Origin of the sequence: Pseudorhodoplanes sp., from assembly GCF_046289595.1 — a bacterium.
GTDB lineage: Bacteria > Pseudomonadota > Alphaproteobacteria > Rhizobiales > Xanthobacteraceae > Pseudorhodoplanes.
The window spans coordinates 1-20902 of sequence record NZ_JBKBVB010000079.1; the positions used below are offsets into that span (position 1 = coordinate 1).

Genomic DNA, 20902 nt, shown 5'->3' on the forward strand with positions numbered 1-20902 from the left:
TCGCCCCCAACCTCCACCCCCTCTCCTTCTCTCATTCCCCCCCCCTCGCCCTGTTTCTCCCCCTCCCCGAGCTAGATCCCCGCCCCGATCGTCTCGACAAGCAATTGCTGGAAGTGATGACCGCGTATCACGCCTCCGGTCTTGCGGTGATCGCGGCGCCGCCGCAGCCGGCCGAGATGCGCAGCTTCGATCCCGACGTGGTGACACGGCTCCTCGATCTCGTGTCCTCGAATTTCGACCATGTCGTGATCGACATGCCGCGGACCTGGTTTTCCTGGACCGACGACGTGCTGCAGGGGACCAATCACCTGTTCATCGTCAGCGAAATGACAGTGCCGAGCCTCAAGAACACCAAGCACATTCTAGCGGCCATCCGGGTGCGGATGCCGGACGGTCCGCAGCCCAAGGTGATCGTCAACCGCTTCGAGCAGCGCATGTTCGCCCCCGGCCTGAAGAAGAACGACATCGAGCAGGCGCTGGGCGACGACTTCGCTCTGTCGATCCCGAACAATTACCGGCTGGTGCGCGAAGCGATCGACCGCGGCGTTCCGCTCGACGAGGTCAAGCGCGGCAACAATATCAGTCAGGAGCTGCGCAAGCTGATCGTGCCGCAGGCGGCCAAACCCGCGGCCAAGGCGCCGGCCGAACAGAAAAAGTTCAGCTTCTCCTTTGCACGCTAGATCGGCGGAGACGTGCGAATGGCCGGACGCTTTTCAGCAAGACGCGCATCCGCTCCGCCGCCGCCGGCGTCCTTCGCGCCGAGTCACGTGCCGCCTGCGACGGAGACTGGCGCCTGGCCGGTATTGCCGGAGCCGGCCGCGGCTGAGCCGAAGGCCGAAGCCGGGCACGATCCGGTTCCCGCGGTGAAGGCTGCACCAGCGTCTGCGCACATCCCGGCTGCGCTTGCGCAAGCGTCCGCTCCGCGCGCCAACCCGCTGCATTCGGACAAGCTGCTCGATGCGAAAGTGCGGCTGCACCGGCGGCTGCTCGAAGAGGTCAATCTGCAGGCGCTGGAAAAGCTGCCCGAAGATCAGATGCGCCTGCAGATCCAGCAATTGGTCAGCCAATATGTGGTGAGCGAGCGCTTGGCGCTGAACACCGAGGAATTGAACAGTTTCGTCAACGAAATCCTCGACGAGATGACAGGGCTGGGGCCGCTGGAGCCGCTGCTGAAGGATCCCAGCATCAGCGACATCCTGATCAACGGTCACGAATGCACCTATGTCGAGCGCGGCGGCCTTCTGGAGCCGATCGCCTGCCGGTTCAAGGACGAGGCGCATCTGCTCCGCATCATCAACAAAATCGTCTCGGCGGTTGGGCGCAGGGTGGACGAGATGCATCCGCTCTGTGACGCCCGCCTGCTTGACGGCTCGCGCGTCAACGTCGCAGTGCGGCCGGTGGGCGTCGACGGACCGCTGGTCTCAATCCGCAAATTCTCCAAGAAGCCGTTCAACCTGAACAAGCTGGTCGAGATCGACGCGCTCAAGCCGCAGATGGCGGAACTGCTCGCGGCTGCAGTCAAATCGCGGATCACCACCATCATTTCCGGCGGTACGGGCTCCGGCAAGACCACGATGCTCAACGCTCTGTCCGCCTTCATCTCGGACAAGGAGCGCCTGATCACCATCGAGGACGCCGCCGAATTGCAGCTGCAGCAGCCGCATGTTGCGCGCATGGAGACCCGTCCGCCGAATGTCGAGGGCAAGGGCGAGATCCGCCAGCGCGAACTGGTCAAGAACGCGCTCCGTATGCGGCCCGAGCGCATCATCCTCGGCGAGTGCCGCGGTGAGGAAGCCTTCGACATGCTGCAGGCGATGAATACCGGCCACGAGGGCTCGATGGCGACGATTCACGCCAACAACCCGCGGGAGGCGATTTCCCGCCTCGAACAGCTGATCGGCATGGCCGGGTTGCCGATGACCATTTCCTCGATCCGCGGCCAGATCGCCGCCGCCATCCGCATGATCGTGCAGCTGCAACGCATGTCGGATGGCAAGCGCCGCGTCACCTCCGTCGCCGAGATCACCGGCATGGAAGGCGATATTGTGCAGATGCAAGAGATCTTCCGGTTTGTGCGCACCGGTACCGCCGAGGACGGCACTGTGATCGGGCATTTCCAGGCGACCGGCGTGCGGCCGCGTTTCCTCAGCGAGCTTGCGGCCCGCGGCATCCGCATACCGGGCACGTATTTCGATCCAAGTCAGCCGCTGTGACGGACGGAGCAATGGCCTGGCTCGATTTCGACACCCAATATCTCTTCCTCGCCTTCATCGGAATTTCGGCATTCCTGGTGTTCGAGGCAGTCTATCTGCTGTTCTTTCAGAATGCATCGTACCGCAACAGCATCAACCGGCGTATCCAGCTCCTCAGGGACGAGCCGAACCGCGAGGGCGTGCTGATCCAGCTGCGCAAGGAGCGCGGCCTCAATCGCGGGGGGGATTATCGTCTGCCGGTCGAATATCTGAACCGGCTGATCCTGCAATCCGGGCTGTCGCTCGGCATCGGCAAACTCGCGCTGTATGTGGCAATCGTCGCCGTGGTTGCAGCGGCTGCGATGCACGTTCTGAAAGGTCAGCCGCTCTATAGCGGACTCACTCTGCTATTCTTCCTGACCGCTGCGCCGGTGCTTTGGCTCAAATTCCTGCGCGGCCGGCGCCAGAAGAAATTCGGCGCGCAATTTCCCGATGCGCTCGACATCATCGTGCGCAGCCTGCGCGCGGGACACCCGGTCCCGGTGGCGATCACCATGGTCGGCCGCGAGATGCCGGATCCTTGCGGCAGCGAATTCGGCATCGTCGCCGATGAGGTGACCTACGGCGCCGATCTCGAAATGGCGATGCGGAATCTGTATTTCCGTGTGGGTCAGGAGGATTTGCCGCTCTTCGTCACCGCGATTGCGATCCAGGGCTCGACCGGCGGCAACCTGAGCGAAATTCTTGAAAATCTCTCGGCCGTGATCCGGCTGCGTTTCAAGATGCGGCGCAAGGTGCGTGCGCTGGCGTCCGAAGGGCGTGCATCCGCCATGATCCTCGCATCGCTGCCGATCATGCTGTTCGGCATCATCCATCTGGTCTCGCCTGAATACTATAGCAGCGTCTGGTATCACGATATCACCAAGATGGCGCTGGCCGGCGCCGGCGCCTGGATGGGCGTCGGCATCTTCATCATGCACCGCATGGTCAATTTCAGGATCTGACCATGACCGGCGAATTCAATATTTTCGCGGACCCCGAATCGATCCTGCTGACGCTGACGGTGTTCCTTGCGACTGCAATCCTGACCTTTGTGATGATGGCGACGATCCGGGTGCATGGCGCCATCCGCCGGCGCAGCGCCGGCATCAATCCGAAGGTTGCGGCCGAGATCGGCGGCTTTGCGTCGCATCCGCAGCGCAAATCCGGCGCCACAGCAGCGCAGCGCATCGCCGACTATGCGCAGAAGCACTTCGGCGAAAGCGATTCCAAGGACATGAAGGTGCTGCGCAAGCGGCTGATCCTCGCGGGAATCTATGACCCGCGGGCCGTCGCCCTGTTCTTTCTGGCGCGGGTTGCGCTCGCGGTCGGTTTCGGCGCCGCGGCAATGGTCTTTGCGCCGGGCGAGGGCAACTCGATCTATTGGCTGACGATCGGGGCGGGCGGCATGCTCGGTTATGCGGCGCCGAGTCTGTATCTCGATCGGCGGATCGCGTCACGACGCGACGAGCATCGCGCCGGCTTTCCCGATTTCATGGACCTCCTTGTGGTTTGCGCCGACGCCGGCCTGAGCATGGAAGCGGCGCTCGACCGGGTCGGACGCGAACTTGCGGATTCCTATCCCTCGCTCTGCGCCAATATCCATATGGCCAATCTCGAAATCCGGGCGGGCCGCACCATGACAGAGGCCCTTGAGCATCTCGCCGACCGGCTCGGCCTCGAAGAAGCCAAGTCCTTCGCCACGCTGATCCAGCAATCCGAGGAACTCGGTTCCAGCGTCACCGACGCATTGCGCGTCTATTCCGACGACATGCGGCACAAGAGGCTGTCGCGGGCAGAAGAGAAAGCCTATAGCCTGCCGGCGAAGCTGTCGCTGCCGATGATGATCTGCATCTTCCCGGTGATCTTCGTCGTGATTCTTCTGCCGGTCGTCGTGCGGCTCATGACCGGCGGTTTCGGCTGACCCGCAGCATTAGTGCAAGGTTAACCACACCTTTCACGCCCGAATAGAATCTTAACCACCCGACGCTACCGTCGCCACACCGGCGTGAACAGCCGGATCAGCGTGGCCTGGCCGGTGCAGTCTGCACCTGGCTGTCTGCGCCGGAGCGTAGAATGCGTATCGGTTGGCTTTCCGGACTTGTCGTGTGTGTGACGTGCCTTGCGCTCGCAGGATGCGAGACCACGAGCGAGCATACCGGCTCGATCGCGGGCCTTTCCAACGACACGCCGAGTTCCACCGGCCTGATGGGCGAAGATCCAAAGGGCGACCTCGAACTCGGCAAGCGGCATTATCGCGAAAACAGCTTCGGATTGGCCGAGCAGCATTTCCGCCGTGCCGTCGAGAAGGGACCGAACGATCTCGAAGCCTGGGTCGGACTTGCGGCGAGCTACGACAAGCTCAAGCGCTTCGATCTGGCCGACCGGGCCTATGCGCAGGCGATCCGCCTCGCCGGGCCGACGCCGGAAATCCTCAACAATCAGGGCTATTCCTATCTGCTGCGCGGCGACCGGCATCGCGCCCGCAAGACCCTCCTCGCAGCGCAGGCCAAGGATCCCGGCAATCCCTATATCCAGAACAACCTTAATCTCCTGGATCAGAGCCTGCGCGAAGGCGCCGCGGTGCGCTGAGGTTTCATGTTCCAGCTCTTGCGGGACTTCCTCAGCGATGTCGGGATTGGCGAAAAGACGCTGAGCCGCTTTGAGGAGAATGACTACAGGCTGGCCGCCGCCGCCCTGCTGATCCATGTCATGACAATCGACGGTCAGGAGACCGGCGCCGAACATGAAAAGCTGCGGGTTTTGCTCAAGAAACAGTTCGAATTGGGCGACGAGGCCGTTGCCGAACTGATCGAGGCAGCGGCTGCAGCGGATCGCGAGGCTGTCGATTTGTACGGCTTTACCAGCCTGATCAACCGCGCGATGGACGAAGACGGCCGCCGACGGATCGTGCGCATGATGTGGGAAATGGTCTATGCCGATGGCCGCGTGAACGAGTTCGAAGACAACGTGGTGTGGCGTGCCTCCGATCTGCTCGGCATCTCGCAGCGTGACCGTGTGGAAATGAAGCGCGATGTCGCCGGCGGGCAATCGGGCGACGATGCCTGAGCCGGTCGCGCTGATTACAGGGGCGTCCTCGGGCATCGGTGCCGAACTGGCACGGGTTTTTGCGCGCCACCGTCATCGCCTGGTCCTGGCCGCGCGGCGAACCGAGCGGTTGGAGGTGCTGGCCGATGACCTTGCCAAAACCGGCGGGCCCCGGCCGCTGGTCTTGACCGTCGATCTGCTGCATGCCGATGCCGGCGACCGGATTGAGGAAGCATTGGCCCGTGAAGGTCTGGAGCCGCAATTCGTCGTCAACAATGCAGGCTTCGGACTGTCCGGCGCTGCGGCGGCGCAATCGCGGGTACGCCAGCTCCATATGATCGACCTCAATGTGCGGGCACTGACCGATCTGTCTTTGCGGTTTGCCGAGACGATGGCGCGCCAGCGCGGCGGACTGATGAATGTCGCATCGGTCGCGGGCTTTTTGCCGGGACCGAACCACGCCGTGTATTACGCCACCAAGGCTTACGTCGTGTCCCTCACCGAGGCGCTGCACGAGGAATGGCGCGACCGCGGCATCCGCGTCACCACGCTCTGCCCGGGGCCGGTTCCGACCGAATTCCAGGAGGTCGCCCGCACCGGCCCGGGCGTGCTCAGAACGCCGATGACGACGCTTGCCGATCGCGTGGCCGAAGAAGCCTATCGCGGGTTCATGGCCGGAAAGCGTCGCGTGGTACCTGGGTTTCTCAACAAGCTCCTGGTCCATGGCATAGGCTTTGTGCCGCGAAAGGTCTTGCTGCCCCAGGTGGCACGGCGGCACGGTTCAGAGCCGAGATAAGTCCTTTTGTCATAGCGGCATTTCCGCCGGGGCCGCTTGTCAGAGGGTGCAGAGGGATTATTTTCCGGCATTGAATCGCGGGAGCTCCGTACACCAGCCGATGTCGTTGCCGGTCCTCATCGTTCTACACCAGGAAAATTCGACCCCAGGCCGCGTCGGCCAGTATCTGCGCAGGCGCGGGGTGCCGCTCGATATTCGCCGTCCTGCTCTGGGTGATGATCTGCCTGCCACCCTCGCGGGCCATGCCGGTGCTGTCATTTTCGGCGGACCGCAAAGCGCCAACGACGATCTCGACTTCATCAAGCGGGAGATCGACTGGATCGGCGTGCCACTCAAGGAGAACAAGCCGTTCCTTGGCATTTGCCTCGGCGGCCAGATGCTGGCGCGGCATCTTGGCGCAAAGGTCGGTTTGCACGAGGAGGGGCAGGTCGAGGTCGGGTATTACCCGATCCGCCCGACGATCGAGGGGCGTGAGATCTGCGAGGTCTGGCCGGACCATGTGTATCAATGGCACCGCGAGGGCTTCGACCTGCCGGCCGGAGCGGATCTTCTGGCCGAAGGCGATACCTTTCCGGTGCAGGCCTTCCGGCAGGGCGCGCATGCTTATGCGATCCAGTTCCATCCCGAAGTGACGCACGCGATGATGTGCCGCTGGACCATCCGCGGCCAGCATCGCATGGAACTGCCTGGCGCCAAGCAGCGGGTTGCGCATTTCGAGGACCGGCTGGTCTTCGATTACGCCATGCAGAACTGGCTGGCGCATTTCCTGGATTTCTGGCTGAAGGACCAGCCGGAGCCGGCGGCGAAGCCGGCTGCGGTCACCGCCTGACCGCGAAGGCCTCCACCTCGACGCGTGCGCCAAGCGCAAGTCCGGTCGCCCCGAAGGCGCAGCGGGCGGGCGCAGCATCCGGGAAAAATTCCAGATAGACCGCATTGAAGCGCTGCCATTCCGCCATGTCGGCGAGCATCGCCTGGATGCGCACGATGTCGGACAGCGTCATGCCGTGGGTTTCCATGGTGACCCGCAGGTTCTCGAAGAGCTGCCGCGTCTCCGCCTCGATGCCGCCCGCGGGCAATTCCAGTGTGCCCGGCTTGATGCCGATCTGGCCGGACATGAACACGAGCTCGCCGACCCGCACGCCGTCCGGGAAGGGCAGGCCGGGCGGATTGACGGCATTGGAGCGCAGCACTTCGACATCGGGGCCGGTCGTGGATTTTGCGGTCATCGCGTTCCCTTCTGCAGGCTTTGTACGTTGAGGAGCTCGGGAAACAGTTTCGTCCACAGGCCGACGATGAGCAAGGTGGCGGCCCCGCCGAACACCACAGCAGGCACGGTTCCGGCAAAATGCGCAAACACGCCGGCACGGAATTCGCCGAGCTGGTTGGAGGTGCCGACGAAGAGCGCGTTGACCGAGATCACCCGGCCGAGCATCTCGTCCGGCGTCTGCACCTGGACGAGGGTCTGGCGCACCACGACGCTCACCATGTCGCCTGCGCCGAGCACGAACAGCGCCACAAGCGACAGCGCAAACGAGGTCGAGAGTGCGAACACAATGGTGGCCACCCCGAACAGCGCCACCGCAAGATACATCTTGCGCCCGGCATTGCGCACGAGCGGCCAGCGCGCCAGCGCGATCGCCATCAGCAGCGCGCCGACTGCGGGCATTGCACGCATGATGCCGAGCCCCCACGGCCCGACATGGAAGATGTCCTTTGCATAGACCGGCATCAGCGCGGTCGCACCTGCAAACAGCACCGCGAACATGTCAAGCGAGGTGGCGCCGAGGATCAGCGGATTGTTGCGGATGAAGGCGATGCCGACGAACAGGGCGGCGAAGTCCACCTTCTCGCGTTTCGGCGCCACCTGGTCGATCCGGATCAGTGCGATGAGGATGCTGGCACCGAAGAACAGCGCGGCGGAAAGCGCATAGACGAGAGTTGGACTGATCACATAAAGCAAGCCGCCCACTGCCGGTCCCGCAATGGTCGCGGCCTGGTTGGCCGAGGCCGAACCGGCCACCGCGCGCGGCAGGACCGGCAGCGGTATCAGCCGTGGCAGCAGCGCCATCAGCGTCGGCGCCTCGAATGCCCGGCCGGCGCCGACCATGAAGACCAGTGCCAGAATGAGGTCGCGCGTAAGGAAGCCCTGCCAGGTGCCGACCGCCAGCACCAGTGCGGCGGTGCCTTCCGTCATCTGCGCAAGCCGCACCACGCGGCTGCGGTCGTAGCGGTCGGCGACCGCGCCCGCGACCAGCACCAGCAGAAACGCCGGGACGAATTGCGCAAGCCCCACCAGCCCGAGATCGAGCGCGCGGCCGGTCATATCGTAGACCTGCCAGCCGACCGCCACGACCATCATCTGCAATGCAAGGCTCGCGAAGACGCGGGCGAACCAGAACAGGACGAACGGGCGATATCGGCCGAGCGATGCGGCGGGGTCGGGGTGCGTGTTCATAGGTCAGGTTGGGCCGGTGGTCTTTGCGGCGGCACCGTAGAGCAGTTGCGGTAGGTGGGTGCGGTGCGGCTGTGCAGGAGGGAGCGCCGAAGATGTCGCACACAAATCCGCAGGATTGAAGTTTCGGCATTTCGCCAAAACGCTAAGCTATCGCACAGATTGCCAGACGAGCTTGCCAAAGGGGAGGACACCATGCGACGGCCCCGGACCTTGCAGCTTTGGTTGATCGCAATCGCCGGTGTCGCACTGGCATCCGGCCCGGCGCTGGCGCAAACCGACCGCGAACTCTGCGCCAAGGCCACGGGCGATGCGGCCATCGCAGCCTGCGACAAGGCGATCGCCGCCAACCCGAAAGATGCGGATTCATTCAGCAACCGCGGCTTCACCTGGAGCGTCAAGGGCGATCAGGACAAGGCCATCGCCGATTTCAACGAGGCGCTGAAACTCAATCCCAAGCATGCGCGCGCGCTGAGCAATCGCGGCATGGCCTGGAACCGCAAGGGCGACCCCGACCGCGCCATCGCGGATTCGACGGAAGCGATCAAGCTCAACAAGCGCTATGCCAAGGCCTACAACAATCGCGGCGTCGCGCTGATCCGCAAGAAGGAATACGACAAGGCCATCGCCGACCTCAACGAGGCGATCAAGCTCAATCCGAAGGATGGGAGCGCCTATTTCAATCGCGGCAATGCGCTGGAGATGAAGGGCTCGCTGTCCGACGCGCTGGCGGATTTTAGAGCGTTCGTGAAGCTTTCGCCAAAAGATGGCGATGGGCCTGCGGCGATCGCGCGGCTGGAACAGAGGATCAAGGGCGCGGGGCGGTAGCTTCACCGCTTTTCACCGCGAAAGGCCCTACGGGCGAAGAGCATCCGGGAATGCCCGTCCAGGCGCAAGGCTGGCGGCCGGGCACAATTTGGTGGAGCCGAGGGGAATCGAACCCCTGACCTCCTCATTGCGAACGAGGCGCTCTCCCATCTGAGCTACGGCCCCCGCCGGACGCAGCCGGCAGCGAACCGTCCGGATGCGCAAGAATGGGCGAAGAGCGGCCATTTAGGCCCCGGCTTGCGGCAAGTCAAGGACGGTGACGGCTGGTGCCCGCCGGGCTGGGCGGCGCGGTGAGACGGGTGCGGCTTCACGGGTCGCCGCGCGCCGATGCTGCAGAAATCGGTCAGCCGGATGGCGGCTTGCCCGAAATCGGCTGAGCCGATACATGAGAACGCCCTCACCACGATAATCCTCGCCCGGACGGAAGACCAAGCCCGATGCGCGCGCTCCTTGATGTCATCCTGATCGTTCTGCAGCTCTACATCTGGCTTCTGATCGCCTCGGCAATCCTGTCCTGGCTGGTGGCGTTCAACGTCGTGAACACCCGCAACCAGTTCGTGGCGATGGTGGGCGATTTCCTGTGGCGCATCACCGAGCCGGTGCTGCGGCCGATCCGCAATATCATGCCGAATCTCGGCGGCATCGACATCTCGCCGGTCATCGTGATCCTCATCATCATCTTTATCCAGAGCGTGATCACCCGCTACATCTATCCCAACGTGTTCTGATCAACGCGCCTTGGGCAAAGCGAACAAGTCGTCCGCTTCGGTCCCATGGGCCATTGCCGCGACGGGATTGGTCCTCGCCATCCGATTGACGCCGAAGGGTGGGCGCGACGCGATCGACGGGATCGAGGCATTGTCCGATGGGCGGAGCGTTCTGAAAGCGCGGGTGCGGGCAGCGCCCACCGACGGTGCGGCCAATGCTGCCCTGATTTCATTGCTTGCAAAGACGCTTGACGTGCCGCGTCGCACGGTGACATTGGCGTCCGGCGAAACCGCGCGCATCAAGCGCGTCGTCATCGACGGCGGCGGCGCCGCGCTCGCGGCCAAACTCCAACACCTGCTGGATTCAAAATGACGGCGACCATCATCGACGGAAAGGCCATCGCGCAGGAGCTGCGCGGCAATATCGCGAAGGCGGCGGCACAGCTCGCGAAAGAGCACGGCATCGTGCCGGGCCTTGCAGTGGTGCTGGTCGGCAACGATCCGGCAAGCGAAGTCTATGTGAAGTCGAAATCGAAGGCGGTCACCGAGGCCGGCATGAAGTCCTTCGATCACAAGCTGCCGGCTGATACCTCGCAAGCCGATCTGCTCAAGCTCATCGAACAGCTCAATGCCGACAAGAGTGTGCATGGCATCCTCGTGCAATTGCCGCTGCCGTCGCAGATCGACTCCACGCTCGTTCTGAACTCGATCGATCCGGGCAAGGACGTCGACGGTTTCCATCCGGTCAATGCCGGCCGGCTCGCGACCGGGCAGCGGGCGCTCGTGCCCTGCACGCCGGTCGGCAGCGTGATCCTCGCCAAGACGATCAATCCGTCGCTCGCAGGGCTCGATGCGGTGGTGATCGGACGTTCCAACATTGTCGGCAAGCCGCTGGCGCAATTGCTGCTGGCGGAGAATTGCACGGTCACGATCGCGCATTCCAAGACCAAGGATCTCAAGGAGGTCTGCCGCCGCGCCGATCTCCTGTTTGCCGCAGTCGGACGCCCCGAGATGGTGCGCGGCGACTGGATCAAGCCGGGCGCGACCGTGATCGATGTCGGCATCAACCGCGTGCCCGGCGAAGGCGGCAAGACGCGCCTTGTGGGTGACGTGAATTACAAGGAGGCGCTCGAAGTCGCCGGCGCGGTGACGCCTGTCCCGGGCGGGGTCGGACCGATGACCATCGCCTGCGTGATTCTCAACACGCTGCGTGCGGCGTGTGCATCTGCGGGCTTGCCGGAACCCAAGGTCTGACGCCGCGCAAGCCAATGCAGTGACGCGGCGTGCGCACGTACCCGTGCGTTAGCATTGCATTTACCACTGTGGCGCAGACGATCACGTCGCCGCGATCCGTTAAAAGTTTAACGAATTCGTAAGTGGGCTTGGTTACCCGTTGGTGAAGTTTTCACCTTCTGGGAGATCGAGCCATGGGTGCGATCGACGAAACTGGCAAGCATGCAGAGAGCAACGTTTCGGATGCGGCCAAGCCCGAAGCGGACGGTGCCGCTGCACCGGAAATCAGGGTCGAGAGCGACGAGCGTGCGCCGCATCGCAAGCTTGACGACCGCATGGCGCCGATCCTGTATGTGCCCGCGAAGAATCAGCGCTTCAGCCGCGCCGCCATTCTCGCCGTTGCGATCGTCCTGTCTGCGGCGGCGGGTTCCGCGGTCGGTGCGATGGCCGGGGCCGCCTTCGCCAAGCCGCAGTCCGCAATCGCCGACGATGCGCGCAGCATCGAGGTGAATGCGCTGCGTGGCGTTATCACGCAGCTCTCGGCCGAGGTTGCTTCGCTCAAGGCGACAATTGAAAGCAATGCCAAGAGTGCGAATGCGCAGATGGCCAGAATTGTCGAGCGGGTCGATCGTGCCGAAAAGGCGCAGGCCGAGCCGGCGCAGCGCGTTGCCAAGCTGTCCGAATTGCTGGAGCGCATCGACAAGCGCACCGCTGCCAATGTCACTGCGGCTTTGGCGCCGGCTCCTGCGCTTGCCTCCGCGCCCGAAACCACAGGTTCGATCGCTCCGAAGCAGCAGGAACGCCCGCCGGTGGTGAATGGCTGGATTTTGCGCGATGTATTCCGCGGCGTTGCCATGGTGGAAAACGATCGCATGGGGATTTTTGAAGTGGTTCCCGGCGCTAATCTTCCGGGACTTGGACGGGTGGAAACCATCCGCCGTCAGGAGGGCCGCTGGGTCGTGGTCACGCCGAAAGGCTTCATTGTGTCGCAGCGCTGACGCGGCCTCACTCGAGCCTCGAAGATAGCGGCGCCGGCATCCGGCGCCGCTTTTTGTTGGGCGGTTCGCCGCAGCTTCCGCACATTGAGGTGAATTGTGTCGCTTGCTCCCGCCATGTCATAATTCGACGGCGAGGGAGCTTTGCATGCGTTCAGCAATCGGGCTTTCCGCCGCAGTAGTCGCTGCGGCCCTTTACGTCAAGCCGGCAAGTGCCGGGACGATCGAGCGCGTCCAGGCGACCGCGCCCAAGCCCGAGATGATGGAGAATTGCCCAGGCCTGGTTGCCGCCAAGACGCTTCCCATCCTGCCTGCCGCGTTCCGTATCGCGCAGCTCAAATTCGATCAGGTGCGTATCACCTATGTCGGCCACTCGACCTTCCTGATCGAAAGTCCGCAACTGGTCAGGATCGCGACCGACTACAACGACTATGTGCGGCCGCCGGTCTTGCCGGATATCGTCACCATGAACCGCGCGCACTCGACCCATTACACGGACAATCCCGAACCCGGGATCGCCCACGTCCTGCGCGGCTGGGCCGAGGATCGCGGCAAGCCGGTCCGCCATGACGTCAATTACAAGGACGTGCGGGTGCGCAACGTCCCGACCAATATCCGCGGCTGGGACGGAGGCACCGATCGGCACGGAAACTCGATCTTCGTGTTCGAGATCGCCAATATGTGCATCGCTCATCTTGGCCATTTGCATCACACGCTGACCCAGCAGCAGCTGAACGAGATCGGCCGCATCGATGCCGTGCTGGTCCCGGTCGACGGCAGCTACACGCTCGATATCGACGGCATGATCGAGGTCGTGGAGGGCCTGAAGGCGCCGCTGATCATCCCGATGCATTACTTCAGCGTGTTCACGCTGAACCGCTTCCTCGACCGCATGCGCGACAAGTTTGATGTCGAGATGTCGGACATACCGTCGGTGGTGATCTCCAAGGCCACCCTGCCCGTGAAACCCAAGGTGCTGGTTTTGCCGGGGCGATAGCGTCGAGGTCGCTCCTTCGCGTGTCCGCGCTGCCGCGTTCTTGCCGCGCTTGCACGCCATGGGCATCGCTCATTCCGAATCCACACGGTGCGGAACGGAAATGCCCGCCCCGCGTTGGACGGTGCGGCAATCGCTGCACGCGGGTGCTTAACAACCGTGAGCCGCCACAGTCTCCCACCCCTTCGAGATCCATCCTCGAAACAGTTTCGAGAACGACTTGCATGCCTTCTATTGTTGCGTGGACTCCATGGAGAACCTTTCCCAGCCCGCATTCCGGAACGCTTGATGCGCCGGCCGGACCGGGCATATTCGAGGTCAGGCATGTCACGTCCGGTGCTCAGATTGCTTTTTCGGTCTCTGCCAATGTCGCGGAAAGCCTTGCAATCTTGACGCGGTCGCCGGCGTCGGGGCTTTTTGCAATCTTCGCACGCCGGGGCTGCGGGTATCGTCCGCAGGATCTTGAATATCGCGTTTGCGCCACCGCATCGATGAAGGAGGCGCGTGCGGAACAGGACCGGCTGAACAGCCGGCGCCGCGCCTATCTGCGGCGGAGGGCGTGCTGAGTTCCGGCCCTGCCGTCCGGTCAGATCAGCTGGGGCTGCAATTCACTGGCAGCCGCGCGCAACCGCGGCAGATAGCCATCGAGCATCGCATCCAGCGTGACACGTTCGCTATGAACGCCCACATTCAGCGCCGCGACCACCTTGCCGTCGATCCGACGCAGCGGCACCGAGATCGAGCGGAAGCCCAGCTCGGCCTCCTGGTCCACCAGCGAGAAGCCCTCTTCGCGCGCCTTGACGACGGCGCGCTCGAGCTCCGCCTTGTCGACCAAGGTAAACGGCGTGCGTTTTTCGAGTCGGGCGCGGGCGAAGAACCGGTCGAGTTCCCGGTCGTCGAGTGCTGCCAGCAATACACGGCCGAGCGACGTCGACGCCGCCGGCAGCCGGTAACCGACCTGTGCGCCGAGCGCCAGCATCCGTGCCGGCGATGCATGTGCGATCATCACCACGTCGTCGCCGTCGAGCACTGCAGCGGAACAGGCTTCGCTGAGTTCGGCGCTGAGCCGGTCGACCGCGGGCTGCAGGATCGTGGAGACGGAATTTGAAAGGAGATAGGCGCCTGCCAGCGACAGAATCCGCGGCGTCAGCCGGAACATGCGGCCGTCGGTTTCGGCAAAGCCGAGCTGGACCAGCGTGTGGAGCGTCCGCCGCACCGATGCGCGCGGCAGATCGACAAGGCGTGCCGCATCGCTCAACGAAAGCTGGCGGCGGTCACGGTCGAATGCCTGGATCACCCGCAGGCCGCGCGCCAGAGCCTCCAGAAACTCGGAACCCGCACTCTCCACCTGATCGGCTTCGGCTTGCGAGCGTTTGACGCGCGGCATGCGGCGATCCGGGCTTAGCGGCCGCCGGCAGCGGCGCGGCTGCGTGCCGCCTTTACAAGCGCGGCGAGATTGAAGCTTGGATCGGCGGCCTCATCCGGCGTGATCGGGGTGTTGGCCGGAATGATCTGCCGGCCGGCCATATGGTCACCGCCGGCATTGACGGAATCGACGCCGATCAGCGTGCCGTCGCGGAAGTAGAACAGCGAGAAGCGGTTGTCGTCCGGCGATCCGCGCAGCACCGCCTGATCGTGACCTTCGGAAAAGCCGACCATCTGCAGCTTCAGATCGTATTGATCGGACCAGAACCACGGCACCGCGTCGTAGGGCTTGAGCTGACCCGCCAGGGTCGCGCCCGCGGTCTTGGCCTGGTCGAGCGCATTCTGCACGGATTCCAGCCGGATCGGCCGGCCGGCAAAGCGGTTTGGATGCCGCGTGCAGTCGCCTGCCGCAACGATATGCGGATCGCTGGTGCGGGCATAGTCGTCGACGAAAACGCCGTCGCCGCAGGCGAGCCCGCAGGCAGCGGCCATCTGGTCATTCACCGACGCGCCGATGCCGACCACCACGAGATCGGCGTCGAGCGTGCGGCCGTCGGTCAGTTCGACCGCCGCGATCCTGCCTCCCTTGCCGATCAGCCGCGCAACGCCGGTCCGCATGATCAGCTCCACGCCGGCACGCCGGTGCGCATCGGCGAGAAATTCCGACATGCGCGGCGGTAACGCGCGCGCCAGCAGCCGGTCCTGCATTTCGACCACCGCGACTTGCTTGCCGAGCATGCTCAGAGACGCGGCGACCTCAAGTCCGATAAAGCCACCGCCGATGATGACAGCACGGCCGGTATCGGTGAGGCGCGACAGCAACGCACGCGCGTCGGCGAGCGTGCGCAGAACCATGACGCCATCGAGATCGGCGCCCTCGACCGGCAGGCGTCTCGGCCCGCAGCCGGTCGCGAGCGCCAGCTGGCCGTAGCGCAGGCGTTTGCCTTCCGCCGTCTCGACCGTGCGGTCGGTGCGGTCGATCGCGGTGACCCGTGTGCGCGGCAGAAATTCGATGCGATGCTGGTCGAGCACCTGCTGCGCGCGGATCGGCAATGCGCTTTCCGCCACCTTGCCGAGAAGGTAGCCTTTGGACAGCGGCGGGCGCTGATATGGCAGGTCGTCCTCGTCGCCGAGCAGCAGGATGGGTTCCGCGAAGCCGGACTCGCGTGCCGACAGGGCGGTCTGCAAACCCGCATAGGACGCGCCCACAACGATCAACGGCTCACTCATCCGCCTTCGTCCCCCAGGAACATTGGTTCGAAGAGCGAACGAATGTTCGAAATTGTCACCGGCAAGGTCATTTTAGCCCGCTTTTTGCGCTTGCCTAGCGCGGATCACTTTGTTCTAATTCGAACATATGTTCGGTCAACGAACATTTTTGAGATCTCCGGCCCCGCACGGCGGCGCCTCATCAGGAGACTTGCCATGCTCAGCGCAGAACAGAACGACCTCATCACCCGCACCAATCCCGGTACCAAAGCCGGCAATCTGCTGCGCCGTTACTGGCAGCCCGCCGCGCTGGTCGAAGAACTCGCGACCAACCGTCCGGTCAAGCCGGTCCGGCTGCTGGGCGAGGATCTCGTGATCTTCAAGGACGGGCAGGGGCGTTACGGCCTGATTGCCCGCGGCTGCCCGCATCGCGGCACCGATCTGGCGTTCGGCCGGCTTGAGAAGGATGGGCTGCGCTGCTCGTTCCATGGCTGGAAGTTCGACGTGAATGGCCGATGTCTGGAAACCCCGGCCGAACCCGAAGGCTCCAACCTGTGCAAGAACATCCGCCAGACGTCCTATCCGGTGGTGGAGAAGAGCGGCATCCTGTTTGCCTATATGGGGCCGGGCGAGCCGCCGGCTTTCCCGAATTTCGACTGCTTCGTCGCGCCCGACGAATACACCTTCGCCTTCAAGGGACTGATCGAGTGCAACTGGCTGCAGTCGCTCGAGGTCGGCATCGATCCCGCGCATACCTCATGGCTGCACCGCTTCTTCGAAGACGAGGACACCTCGAAGTCCTACGGCAAGATGTTCCGCGACTCGACGTCCGATGCCGACATGCCGATGACCAAGATCATGCGCGACTTCCCGCGTCCGCGCATCGAGGTCGAACAGACCGAATACGGCCTGCGGCTCAATACGCTGCGCCAGATCAGCGACAAGTCGATGCATGTGCGAACCACCAATCTGGTGTTTCCGAATGCGTTCATGATCCCGATGAGCCAGGAGATGACGATCTCGCAATGGCATGTGCCGATCGACGAGACCACGCATTACTGGTACTGCATCTTCACCAGCTTCGGTCAGAAGGTCGACAAGGAGGAGATGCGCCGCCAGCGGCTCGAGCTGTATGAGCTGCCGAATTACGTGCCGCGCAAGAACAAGTCCAACGACTATGGCTTCGATCCGCACGAGCAGGCGCACGAGACCTATACCGGCATGGGTGCCGATATCAATATCCACGATCAATGGGCCTGCGAGTCGATGGGCCCGATCCAGGATCGCACCAAGGAGCATCTCGGTCAGTCCGACAAGGCGATTACCGCCTACCGGCGTCTCTTGCGCGCGGCGATCGAGCAGGCCGGCAAGGGCGAGCGTCCGCTCATGGTGCTGGACGAGAAACAGGCGCCTGAAATCACCGGACCGGTCTGCGTCGATGGCGTCGGTCCTGTGGCCGACTGGCAAGGCTATGTCGACAAGGCGCATGAGCGCCGCCGCTCGACCAAGAGCTGGGCAAACGGGCATTAGCCTGCTGTGCCGCAGACCGTGCTATACATGACCGGTCGTCTCCGCGAAGGCGGGGACCCAAATTCCAGGCTGGTGGTTATAGGTTCCCGCTTTCGTGGGGACGACAGGCAATGATGTCATCCCGCGACCGCGCATCTCTCAGTTTTGTCGAGCGCCACAATCTGTGGAGCGAGGAGCAATTCCGGCTCGCCGCCGCGGTCGAAAAGGAGATCGAGGAACGTCAGCTCGAACTCGTCCGCTTCTCGTTTGCGGACCAGCATGGCGTTCTGCGAGGCAAGACGATCGTCGCGGCGGAGGCGGCGAAGCTGATGCGCAACGGCGTCTCCATGACGACGACGCTGCTTGCCAAAGACACCTCGCACAAGACGGTGTTTCCGGTTTTTACGCCGGGCGGCGGATTCGCAATGCCCGAGATGCAGGGCGCCGCAGACTTCCTGATGATCGCGGACCCTTCGACCTTCCGCGTGCTGCCTTGGGCGCCGAATACCGGCTGGGTGCTCTGCGATATCTATTTCCCGAATGGCAAGCCGGTGCCGTTCTCGACGCGACAGATCGCCCGCGACCAGCTTGCACGGCTTGGAGAGGCCGGCTTCGATCTCATGGCCGGGCTCGAGGTCGAATTCCATCTCTATCGGATCGAGAATCCGCGGCTTGCGCCGGCCGACGCGACCTGGCCGGGGGAGCCGGTCGATGTGAGCTACATCCATCAGGGTTTCCAGCTTCTCACCGAAGCCCGCTCAGACCAGATCGAGCCGATCCTGGAGCCGTTCTGGCGCGCCGTCATGGCGCTTGGCCTGCCGTTTCGCTCGCTGGAAGTCGAACTTGGACCAAGCCAGTGCGAGTTCACGTTCCGCCCGGAAATCGGAATTGCATCCGCCGACATGATGATCCTGTTCCGCAGCGCCATGAAGCAGATTGCGCGGCGGCACGGGCTGCATTGCACCTTCATGTGCCGTCCGGGATTGCCCAATGCGTTTTCGAGCGGCTGGCATCTGCACCAGTCGCTGATCGAGCGAAGGACCAGGACGAATGCATTCGTGTCCGCCGATCCGGCGCAGGTGCTGCCGCCGCTGGCGCGTCATTGGCTTGCGGGTCTGCTGACCAATGCCCGGGCCGCGGCCGCATTCACCACGCCGACAATCAACGGCTACAAACGCTACCGCGCCTATGCGCTGGCACCCGACCGGGTGATCTGGGGGCAGGACAATCGCGGGGTCATGCTGCGCGTGATCGGCCAGCCCGGCGATCCGGCCACGCATCTGGAGAACCGGGTCGGCGAGCCCGCAGCCAACCCGTATCTTTATGTTGCCGCGCAGGTCGCCTGCGGGCTGGACGGCATTGCGCGACGGCTGGAGCCGGGCCCGTCCGCCGATACGCCTTACGAGACCGAGGCGGAAATGATGCCGACAGCGCTCGGTGATGCGCTCGCCGCCCTGAAAGACAATGCGTGTTTCCGGCAGGCATTCGGCGAGGACTTTGTCGACTACTACCTTCGTATCAAGGAGGCGGAGATTGCCCGCTTCCGGAGCGAGGAAAAGCCCGATACGGCAGACGTCACGCGGTGGGAGCAGAAGGAATACTTTGATCTTTTCTAAGTTTCGCGCGCAAATTTTAGTGTCGGCGGTTCGGCTTCACGGAAAAATTTTTAAGCGCAACGCGCGGCCTGCGCGAGACGTCCAACCTAAGCCTCGCGCGACGTCGCCCGCGATTACCGGCAATTTACTTTCGACCCTTATGGATCATCAACGCCGGAGGGGCGAAAGGTCGTTGCAAAATGCTGAACAGAATATCCGTCGGCGCGCTGTTGAAATCCGTCATCGGATTACTGGGCGCGGTGGTTGTCATCGTTCTGGCTCAGAACGCCTGGTCTGAGTGGCAACAATACCGGCTGGCGAACCGCAGCGCCGAGGTCATCGACGTCTCGCGCAATTTGTTCACCGCCTTGCATAATCTGCGGGTCGACCGTTCGACAACGTTCCGCGACTTGACCGGGCAGCGGCAGTTGCAGGCCTTATCCACGCAGACTCAGGAGGTCCGCAAAGCCGAGCTTGCGGCGCTGAAGCCTGCGGTCGAAGCGCTGGCGCGAATGGATTTTCCGAATAAGGCCTCGCTGTATCCGGCCATGGTCAATTCGATGAACAAACTCATCGCGATGCACGACGAGACCGCGCGTGCCGTCACCCTGCCGCGGGAGCAGCGCCGGCCTGAACTTGCCAAAGCATTCAGCGACGAAGCAACCAATCTGCTCAGGCTTCTCGACAGGCTCTCGGAGCAACTCAACGCCATGGTCAAGCTCGACGACGCCATGATCGACCAACTGATGACGATCAAGCAACTTGCCTGGATCGCGCGTAACGCCGCGGGCGATGCGCAGGTCATGGTGTCGAACGGCCTTGCCGGCCAAAAGCTGCCGGCCGATGCGTTTCTGATCTACACGGCCAATCTCGGCAAGACCGACGCCGTCTGGAGCGCAATGGAAGACGCCGCCGCCGGGCTGAAGCTGCCGCCGCAATTCGCTCAGGCCGTGCAAAAGGCCAAGGATGAGTTTTTCGATCCAAAATTTTCCGAACTGCGCCTGAAGGTGTTCAAGTCGGTTCTGGCCGGCGAGAATACCGGGATCAGGGCCGAGGAATGGACGCCGATGTCGGTGTCCAAGCTTGCCTCGCTTCTCGGCGTCGCCGAGGTTTCGCTCGATGTCGCGAAAAATCATGCGGTCGCCAAGGCTTCCGCTGCGCTGTTCCAGTTCACGATCGCACTGGCGCTGCTGGTTCTGGCAATCGCCATTGTTGTCGCCATGATGGTGGTGGTCTCGCGCCGGGTCACAGAGCCGCTGCGCAACATCCAAGGCGCCATGCTGAAGCTCGCCGACGGCGATTTCGCCGTGATGCTGCCCTGCCTCGATCGCAAGGACGAAATCGGCGACGTCGCCAATGCGGTCGAGCGGTTCAAGGTGCTCGCGACGGAACGAGCCAGGGCCGAGGCCGATGAGGCGCTGAGACGTCAGGCGGCCGAAGCCGAATTGCAGGCAAAAGCGGCCGAGGAGCGGGCACGCGCGGCCGACGAGCAGGCGCGCGCCATGCGCGCCCTCGGCGAAGGCCTGAAGCGGCTGGCCGACGGCGACCTCATGACCCGTCTCGATGAGGGCTTCGCCGAGGACTATCGGGGCATCCGGGACGACTTCAACGCGACGCTCGACCGCCTGCAGTCGACCATTGAGGCGATCGCACAAGCCAACGACGAGGTCTCCAATGCGGCTGCGGAAATCGCGGCGGCGACCACCGATCTGTCGCAGCGCACCGAAGAGCAGGCAGCAAGTCTCGAGGAGACATCCGCCTCGATGGAGGAGATCGCCGCGACGGTGAAGCAGAATGCGAGCAATGCGCAGCAGGCCAATTCGCTGACTCAAGGGACAGCCCAGATCGCCGACCAGGGCGGCCAGGTCGGCGATCTGGGC

The 20902-nt window shown here is 63.5% G+C and carries 21 protein-coding genes and 1 tRNA gene; 17 read left to right on the plus strand and 5 right to left on the minus strand.

Translation table 11 applies throughout. The annotated features are described in order from the left end of the window. The 8 genes from ACK41X_RS15705 to ACK41X_RS15740 all read left to right on the plus strand — a co-directional run. The coding region (locus ACK41X_RS15705; protein WP_409725143.1) for a CpaE family protein at positions 1-680 on the plus strand (680 nt) is incomplete at its 5' end. A gap of 123 nt (positions 681-803) precedes the next feature. Continuing rightward, complete coding sequence (locus ACK41X_RS15710) at positions 804-2213, plus strand: CpaF family protein (protein ID WP_409725196.1); 1410 nt, start codon at positions 804-806, stop codon at positions 2211-2213. An 11-nt stretch (positions 2214-2224) separates the two neighbouring features. After that, entirely contained in the window at positions 2225-3196 is a 972-nt protein-coding gene (locus ACK41X_RS15715; RefSeq protein WP_409725145.1) for a type II secretion system F family protein, read from the plus strand. Positions 3197-3198: 2 nt separating this feature from the next. After that, positions 3199-4155, plus strand: coding sequence for a type II secretion system F family protein (locus tag ACK41X_RS15720; protein WP_409725148.1), 957 nt, complete (start codon positions 3199-3201; stop codon positions 4153-4155). 152 nt (positions 4156-4307) lie between these two features. Further along, the gene (locus tag ACK41X_RS15725; RefSeq protein ID WP_409725150.1) at positions 4308-4823 is read left to right on the plus strand and encodes a tetratricopeptide repeat protein; all 516 of its coding nucleotides are present in this window, start codon (positions 4308-4310) and stop codon (positions 4821-4823) included. Positions 4824-4829: 6 nt separating this feature from the next. Further along, positions 4830-5300, plus strand: coding sequence for a TerB family tellurite resistance protein (locus ACK41X_RS15730; RefSeq protein ID WP_409725153.1), 471 nt, complete (start codon positions 4830-4832; stop codon positions 5298-5300). Further along, entirely contained in the window at positions 5293-6075 is a 783-nt protein-coding gene (locus ACK41X_RS15735) for an SDR family NAD(P)-dependent oxidoreductase (RefSeq protein ID WP_409725156.1), read from the plus strand. The genes ACK41X_RS15730 and ACK41X_RS15735 overlap by 8 nt, the downstream gene beginning before the upstream one ends. A gap of 100 nt (positions 6076-6175) precedes the next feature. Next, positions 6176-6904 (plus strand): glutamine amidotransferase, encoded by a 729-nt coding sequence (locus ACK41X_RS15740; RefSeq protein ID WP_409725159.1) that lies wholly within the window; start codon positions 6176-6178, stop codon positions 6902-6904. Here ACK41X_RS15740 and ACK41X_RS15745 read toward each other — a convergent pair. After that, complete coding sequence (locus ACK41X_RS15745) at positions 6894-7301, minus strand: RidA family protein (protein WP_409725162.1); 408 nt, start codon at positions 7299-7301, stop codon at positions 6894-6896. The two genes, ACK41X_RS15740 and ACK41X_RS15745, sit on opposite strands and share 11 nt — an antisense overlap. Then, complete coding sequence (locus ACK41X_RS15750) at positions 7298-8530, minus strand: MFS transporter (protein ID WP_409725164.1); 1233 nt, start codon at positions 8528-8530, stop codon at positions 7298-7300. The genes ACK41X_RS15745 and ACK41X_RS15750 overlap by 4 nt, the downstream gene beginning before the upstream one ends. 192 nt (positions 8531-8722) lie before the next feature. Between ACK41X_RS15750 and ACK41X_RS15755 the strand changes: the two genes are divergently transcribed. Then, positions 8723-9355: a tetratricopeptide repeat protein gene (locus ACK41X_RS15755; RefSeq protein WP_409725167.1), complete on the plus strand. Its 633-nt coding sequence runs from the start codon at positions 8723-8725 to the stop codon at positions 9353-9355. A gap of 89 nt (positions 9356-9444) precedes the next feature. Here ACK41X_RS15755 and ACK41X_RS15760 read toward each other — a convergent pair. Next, positions 9445-9520: transfer RNA gene (locus tag ACK41X_RS15760), tRNA-Ala, on the minus strand. Positions 9521-9792: 272 nt separating this feature from the next. Here ACK41X_RS15760 and ACK41X_RS15765 point away from each other — a divergent pair. The 5 genes from ACK41X_RS15765 (at position 9793) to ACK41X_RS15785 (ending at position 13287) form a co-directional block, all read left to right on the plus strand. Further along, positions 9793-10083, plus strand: a complete 291-nt coding sequence (locus ACK41X_RS15765) for a YggT family protein (protein ID WP_409725169.1) — start codon at positions 9793-9795, stop codon at positions 10081-10083. Positions 10084-10093: 10 nt separating this feature from the next. Beyond that, complete coding sequence (locus ACK41X_RS15770; protein WP_409725172.1) at positions 10094-10435, plus strand: DUF167 family protein; 342 nt, start codon at positions 10094-10096, stop codon at positions 10433-10435. Further along, positions 10432-11316: a bifunctional methylenetetrahydrofolate dehydrogenase/methenyltetrahydrofolate cyclohydrolase FolD gene (folD, locus tag ACK41X_RS15775; RefSeq protein ID WP_409725175.1), complete on the plus strand. Its 885-nt coding sequence runs from the start codon at positions 10432-10434 to the stop codon at positions 11314-11316. The genes ACK41X_RS15770 and folD overlap by 4 nt, the downstream gene beginning before the upstream one ends. Before the next feature lie 173 nt (positions 11317-11489). Further along, the gene (locus tag ACK41X_RS15780; RefSeq protein WP_409725178.1) at positions 11490-12293 is read left to right on the plus strand and encodes a hypothetical protein; all 804 of its coding nucleotides are present in this window, start codon (positions 11490-11492) and stop codon (positions 12291-12293) included. 145 nt (positions 12294-12438) lie between these two features. Continuing rightward, positions 12439-13287, plus strand: coding sequence for an MBL fold metallo-hydrolase (locus tag ACK41X_RS15785; RefSeq protein ID WP_409725181.1), 849 nt, complete (start codon positions 12439-12441; stop codon positions 13285-13287). A gap of 583 nt (positions 13288-13870) precedes the next feature. On the opposite strand, the gene ACK41X_RS15790 is transcribed toward ACK41X_RS15785, so the two are convergent. Together ACK41X_RS15790 and ACK41X_RS15795 are read right to left on the minus strand one after the other, a co-directional pair. Continuing rightward, positions 13871-14671: an IclR family transcriptional regulator C-terminal domain-containing protein gene (locus tag ACK41X_RS15790; RefSeq protein WP_409725184.1), complete on the minus strand. Its 801-nt coding sequence runs from the start codon at positions 14669-14671 to the stop codon at positions 13871-13873. A gap of 14 nt (positions 14672-14685) precedes the next feature. Further along, entirely contained in the window at positions 14686-15939 is a 1254-nt protein-coding gene (locus ACK41X_RS15795) for an NAD(P)/FAD-dependent oxidoreductase (RefSeq protein WP_409725186.1), read from the minus strand. A 195-nt stretch (positions 15940-16134) separates the two neighbouring features. Here ACK41X_RS15795 and ACK41X_RS15800 point away from each other — a divergent pair, with 195 nt between their 5' ends. The 3 genes from ACK41X_RS15800 to ACK41X_RS15810 all read left to right on the plus strand — a co-directional run. After that, complete coding sequence (locus ACK41X_RS15800) at positions 16135-17448, plus strand: Rieske 2Fe-2S domain-containing protein (RefSeq protein WP_409725188.1); 1314 nt, start codon at positions 16135-16137, stop codon at positions 17446-17448. Positions 17449-17558: 110 nt separating this feature from the next. Next, positions 17559-19043 carry a glutamine synthetase family protein gene (locus ACK41X_RS15805; protein ID WP_409725191.1) on the plus strand — a complete coding sequence of 495 codons (1485 nt, stop codon included), beginning with the start codon at positions 17559-17561 and terminating at the stop codon, positions 19041-19043. Positions 19044-19222: 179 nt separating this feature from the next. Next, a partial coding sequence (locus ACK41X_RS15810) for a methyl-accepting chemotaxis protein (RefSeq protein ID WP_409725193.1) occupies positions 19223-20902 on the plus strand: 1680 nt, incomplete at its 3' end.